Origin of the sequence: Alkalibacterium sp. MB6 (assembly GCF_009935905.1) — a bacterium.
Taxonomy (GTDB): domain Bacteria; phylum Bacillota; class Bacilli; order Lactobacillales; family Carnobacteriaceae_A; genus Alkalibacterium.
Window position 1 is genome coordinate 1 of sequence record NZ_PREX01000044.1, and the last position, 5,688, is coordinate 5,688.

General features: G+C 33.0%; 9 protein-coding genes. All 9 read left to right on the forward strand.

Annotated elements, in window-relative coordinates; translation table 11 throughout:
• The first annotated feature begins 262 nt into the window (after positions 1-262).
• The 9 genes from C3945_RS11455 (at position 263) to C3945_RS11495 (ending at position 5,290) form a co-directional block, all read left to right on the forward strand.
• Complete coding sequence (locus C3945_RS11455) at positions 263-970, forward strand: response regulator transcription factor (RefSeq protein ID WP_161879788.1); 708 nt, start codon at positions 263-265, stop codon at positions 968-970.
• Positions 954-2,321, forward strand: a complete 1,368-nt coding sequence (locus C3945_RS11460; RefSeq protein ID WP_161879789.1) for a sensor histidine kinase — start codon at positions 954-956, stop codon at positions 2,319-2,321. Before C3945_RS11455 ends, C3945_RS11460 begins: the two co-directional genes overlap by 17 nt.
• A gap of 31 nt (positions 2,322-2,352) precedes the next feature.
• Complete coding sequence (locus C3945_RS11465) at positions 2,353-3,054, forward strand: class I SAM-dependent methyltransferase (protein WP_161879790.1); 702 nt, start codon at positions 2,353-2,355, stop codon at positions 3,052-3,054.
• Positions 3,055-3,262: 208 nt separating this feature from the next.
• A complete protein-coding gene (locus C3945_RS11470) occupies positions 3,263-3,646 on the forward strand; it encodes a DUF302 domain-containing protein (RefSeq protein WP_161879791.1) in 384 nt (127 codons plus the stop codon).
• Between the two features lie 25 nt (positions 3,647-3,671).
• On the forward strand, positions 3,672-3,866 hold the full coding sequence (locus C3945_RS11475) for a hypothetical protein (protein ID WP_161879792.1): 195 nt from the start codon (positions 3,672-3,674) through the stop codon (positions 3,864-3,866).
• Between the two features lie 99 nt (positions 3,867-3,965).
• Positions 3,966-4,208: an SHOCT domain-containing protein gene (locus C3945_RS11480; protein ID WP_031536877.1), complete on the forward strand. Its 243-nt coding sequence runs from the start codon at positions 3,966-3,968 to the stop codon at positions 4,206-4,208.
• A gap of 48 nt (positions 4,209-4,256) precedes the next feature.
• Complete coding sequence (locus C3945_RS11485; RefSeq protein WP_161879793.1) at positions 4,257-4,685, forward strand: hypothetical protein; 429 nt, start codon at positions 4,257-4,259, stop codon at positions 4,683-4,685.
• 77 nt (positions 4,686-4,762) lie between these two features.
• Complete coding sequence (locus C3945_RS11490) at positions 4,763-4,951, forward strand: hypothetical protein (protein WP_031536875.1); 189 nt, start codon at positions 4,763-4,765, stop codon at positions 4,949-4,951.
• A 33-nt stretch (positions 4,952-4,984) separates the two neighbouring features.
• Positions 4,985-5,290 carry an SHOCT domain-containing protein gene (locus C3945_RS11495; protein WP_031536874.1) on the forward strand — a complete coding sequence of 102 codons (306 nt, stop codon included), beginning with the start codon at positions 4,985-4,987 and terminating at the stop codon, positions 5,288-5,290.
• The last annotated feature ends 398 nt before the right edge of the window (positions 5,291-5,688 follow it).

Genomic DNA, 5,688 nt, shown 5'->3' on the forward strand with positions numbered 1-5,688 from the left:
AGACCTCGGGAGAAGTGTGTCCAAAATTCCGATTTAAAATGGGAAACTTTCAATCCTGTTCGTTGTAATCATAAAAATAGAATAACTACCATATAAAACAGTGGAATTATAGAAATGATCGATTGAAAAAAGAAAAACGCCTCTAAAGTTGGAGGTATGAATTATTCAGGTAATCAATTCATATGATAAAGTTATGTGGAAGTTATGGAGATTATTTTTTTTAATAAAGAAGATGCTATTATGCATATAAGAGGTGATTTTTATGACGAAAATTCTTGTGGTTGATGATGAAAAAGTAATACTAGAAGTATTAGAAGCTTATTTTGAAAAAGAAGGATGGGAAGTTCTTTTTGCTTCAAATGGAATTGACGCTTTAAAAAAGGTAAAAGAACAGAGTCCGGATCTTATCATATTAGATTTGATGTTACCGGATATTTCCGGTGAGGAGATATGTAGGTTGGTAAGAAAGGATAGTAATGTACCGATTATCATGCTTACCGCTAAGTCTGCTGAAGATGATTTAATTAATGGGATTGTCATTGGTGCAGATGACTATGTGACAAAACCATTTAGTCCAAGAGAAGTGGTTGTGAGAGTAAAAGCTTTATTAAGAAGAACACAGCAGATGGTAAACGATAACCAAATGAGTTTTAACCATCATAAACTTAAGATTGATCATGTTAAAAAGGAAGTAAGGCTGAATGATGAGATTCTTGCTCTTACTCCAAATGAATATAGGATTTTAATTACGATGGCAAGCTATCCCGGGAGAGTGTACAGTAGGGCTGATTTATTAGAAAAGTTACAAGAAGACGGCGCTTATTTCGAGGGATACGAAAGAAATATTGATACACATATAAAAAATTTGCGCAAAAAAATGGAAACCGATAATCGTCATCCTGAGTTTATCATTACTGTATTTGGAATGGGGTATAAGTTTGGAGGAGAAAAGGATGAATCTAACACTTAGGACAAGGATATTGTTATATCTTTTAGTGGTCTCTTTAAGTGGCGTTTTTATCACTAGTTTCACTATTTTTTTTGGCGTGGAAAATCAATTTACTGATTACCTCAAAAAAAATAGAGAAGAACGTATTGAGACAATTAAAAAGGAAGTACTTCAACAATATGATGAGACGGGTGAGTTAACAAACGAACAATTAAATAATATGCTGCATCAGCAGGCGATGACAGAGAACTTATACTTTAAACTTTATGATAGTAACGGTGAATTATTAATTGATTCAACATCTTTGCGCTCAATGATGGGAATGATGAATGGGACGCAATCCTCAATAGACCCTAATGACTATCAGTCAACTTCATACCAATTAAAAAATAATAATGAAGTCATCGGGAACTTGACCGTGTTTTACCCAGAACAATTAATGGGTGAGGATTTTATCTTTTTAAAATCAATAAAGCGAAATATTCTCCTTGCGGTAATGGTTACTGTTATATTATCGATTTTATTTAGTTTATTATTTTCAAATCGTTTAACCTCAGGTTTTAAAAAGTTAATAAATGCGATTGCAGAGTTACGTAATCATCAATGGCGAACAAGAATTCCGGTTAAAGAATTAACGGATGAGATGAAACCTTTAGGAGAGTCGTTTAATCAGCTTGCAGCATCCTTAGCAAAAGAAGAAAGGCTACGAAAAGAGTTTACAGCTAATTTTGCACATGAACTTAGAACACCTCTTGCAACGCTAAGGAGTCATATTGAAGCTTTTCAAGATGGGATATGGGAACCGGATTCAAAGAGATTAGAGCAATGTCATGAAGAACTAATGCGCCTGGTTAGGTTAGTAAAAGAACTAGAAAAATTAATTGCGGCAGAAAACCCTCAGATTAGATTGGATAAGACAAGGCTCGAAACCGGCAAACTATTGTCCTTCATAAAAGAGCAGTTCAACCCATTGTTTATGAAAAAAGGGGTGAATTTAGAAGTGCAAAATACCGAAGAACAACATTGGTTTAATGGTGATCGTGATAAAATCATTCAAATTTTAACCAATATCGTTAATAATGCCTTGCAATATACACCGCAAGGGAAAAGAGTTTCTGTTTATATAGAAGAAAAAAATGATCAAATTTCTTTCATAGTGAAAGATGAAGGTGAAGGAATTAGTGAAGATGATCTTCCGTTTCTATTTGAAAGGTTCTATCGAGGTGATAAATCACGCGATCGAGAAACAGGTGGAGTTGGAATTGGGTTGTCGATTGTAAAAGCATTGGTAGAAGCTCATCAAGGAGAAATAAAGATAGATAGTCAATTAAATGTTGGTACAACTGTAGAGGTACAATTACCAAAGGAGTAAGGCTGAATACCGCTGGGTTTACTATTATTATATGGTCACTCACTATTTTGAGTGTTTTATATTTGATAAGTTAATTAATCCAATATATTTTTGGGAGAGATTTAACGTGGAAAAGAGATTGACTGAAAAGATCAAGAATCGTTACAATCGGGTGTCAAGGATATACGATTCCATGGATAAAATGATAAAGGAGAGCTGGAGAAAAGATGTGCTCAAAAATGTAAAAGGAAACGTTTTAGAAGTAGGGGTAGGTACCGGTGCGAATCTTCCGTTTTATCCTAGCGATATTTATTTGACAGGTATAGATTTTAGTCCAGGTATGTTAAAGCATGCAAGGAAAAAGGCAAATACTCTAACTCTACCCTATCAACCAACTCTACTTGAAATGGATGCGCAGCAAATGGAATTTCCAGACAATACTTTTGATTATGTCGTAGCCACTTGTGTTTATTGTTCTGTGCCTGACCCTGTAAAAGGACTTAAAGAAATGGGCAGAGTCTGTAAACCGGATGGGAAAATTATTCTGTTAGAACATATGAGAAGTGAGAATGAAGTAATAGGGATAATGATGGATCTATTAAATCCTATTACGGTTAGCATGTGGGGAGCGAATATTAACCGAAGAACATTAAATAATATTAATAAGGCAGGTTTACTAATTGAACAGAAAGAGGATTTATTTTATAGCATTGTAAGAAAGTTTGTAGTTAAACCTAATAAAAAGGCCGATTAAAGTAGAACAAAAATAATATTAAAAGTAAGGGATTAAGCCACTAGACGGACTTAATCCCTTTTTGTTTTTGCGTCAATTCATGAAGTGTTTGAATCCACATAACTTCCACATAACTTGCCCATAAGATCTATACAAGTTTTGCTTATGATAAGGACAAGTAAAGAAAACAAATGAAACTTTACAAGTAAAAATTTAAGGAGGAGATAAAATGTTTCATTATACAGTTGTAACTGAAAAGCCAATTAGTCAAATTCTTAATGATTTGGAGGAGAATTTATCAAAAGAAAAGTTCGGTGTTTTGTGGAGCTTTAATATTAAAGATAAATTAAATGAAAAAGGGTTAACTTACAATCAAGATTATTATGTGTTAGAAGTTTGCAATCCTTTTGAAGCGAAGGAAGTACTATCGATTACAAGTCAAGTAGGTTATTTCTTACCTTGTAAAATTGTCGTGTATGAAGAGGATGGCACTACCAAAGTTGGAATGGTCAAACCAACTGCATTAATAAGTATCTTGGGTGATACCAACATAGATAGTAAAGCAGCCGAAATTGAACAGCGCCTTATAACGTGTATCGACAAAACAAAATAAGAAAGGATCAAGGAGGGATTATCCTATGTTTAAAAAAATGGATCAAGATATAACTAAACAATATCAAAGCATTATCAATACAAATCCTTTTCTTACAGGACATTGTCATTCTTGGGAGTTAGGTGAAGGATTGTTTAGATATGAAAGTGAGGATATAACATTGATAAAAATGGATATGGATGGAAATTACCAGTGTTATAGTATGGAGATTGAAAAGTAAAAGTTATATAAGTTAATTCTCCATAACTTTCACATAAGTTACTCATAAAATCCCCATTAGTAAAAAGTATTATGGATTTAAGAAAGGAGAGATAAAGCAATGATGGGATTAGGGCATGGATTTGGAATGTATGGATTTGGAGGTGGATCATTCATGATGATCTTGGTATTTATACTCATCGGCTACCTTATCTATTTAGGAATTAATAGTCAAAATCGGGGTGCCGTAAATAGAAACCAACCTGTAGCAAGTTCAAATGCAATAGAAATTGCCAAATCTAGACTTGCAAAAGGTGAAATATCTTTTGAAGAGTTTGAGCAAATCAAGAAAAATATTTTATAAAGATAATAAATAATTAATAAAAAACTATTAAAAGGAGATTGATTAGACATGAATATACTTAATGGAATTTTAGCAGCAACTTTAGCGTTTACAGGCGGGGCAGGATTAACTAATCTATTTTCTGAAGAGGATGCTCCGAATCAAAATACAGTGATCCAAGAGCAAGATGTTAGATATGATCAAATGGTAGATGTGATGGGTACAGGCGATTTTGAAAGTATGCAAAAGTTCATGGAAGAAGGCAACGTGAACTTCGATGAGATGCAAAAGTTCATGGAAGAAGGCAACGTGAACTTTGATGAGATGCAAAAGTTTATGGAAGAAGGTAATGTGAACTTTGGACAAATGAAACCATATATGAGTGAAATGCATCCCAATTTAGATAACCAAGAATTAGAAGAACTGTATAAAAGTATGCATGGAACAGGTGGTGCATCTCAAAGTAGTAATTTTAGAGGGATGGGCAGCATGTATTAAAAAATGATGAGCAGGTCAATTAACTTTGGCCTGCTACTACAAAAATTCGAAAATAGTATGAATAGAGGAGTGAAGTTATGTTTTTATTACTTATTTTAGCTATGGGTTTTTATCTGTATAAAACAGGTGAATTGCAAAAGTGGTTTGGGAATAATCAAGCAAAAGTAAATAATAATCCAAATGAACTTAAAGAAGTGATTGATTATAGATATGCATCCGGTCAAATTTCTGCAGATGAATATAACAAATTAAAAGCATTATTATAATACGAAATTCGATTATAGAAGGGAGAAATCAACATGATGAATGGAGGACATATGGGTTCCTTTGGAAATGGTGGATTTTATGGATACAATGGAATGCAGCAAGGAATTAATTCGTTTGATATGATGGCAGGTGGGTCTTTGATGACGATGCTTGTATTTGGGCTTATTGCTTTTACGCTATATCTCATTTTTAAAAACAAGAAACAACAAAATTCAGTTTCATCAAATATGGGAAATTCAACAGTTATTGAAGCTGAAGAAGTTGCAAAATTACGCTATGCCCGTGGTGAAATAACACATGAAGAATTTCAAACGATATTAAAAACAATTAAGTTTTAATGAGGTGGAATCGTGTTAAACCTAATACTATCAATAATAGTAATGTATTATTTGGTAAAAACTGGAGACCTATTCAAATTAATAAGAACTGGAAAAAAATTATTCCATGACTTTCTTGTTAGCTTAAAAAAAGAGAAACAAGAGACAAAAGGTAACAATAATCCCATAGAAGTGTTAAAGCTCCGATATGTACAAGGAGAAATAGATAAAGGGGAATACGAACAAATTTTAAAGAATTTATAAAATATAAAAAAAGTCGTCTGAATTTTTTCAGCGGCTTTTTGAGTTTTATCATTAAAATTTACAAATGATAAAAGCTCCTGAATAATTCATACTTTTAATTAAAACCATGTGAAACTGCCTCACGGCAGCTTACAATTACTTTTTCATCTTCACCC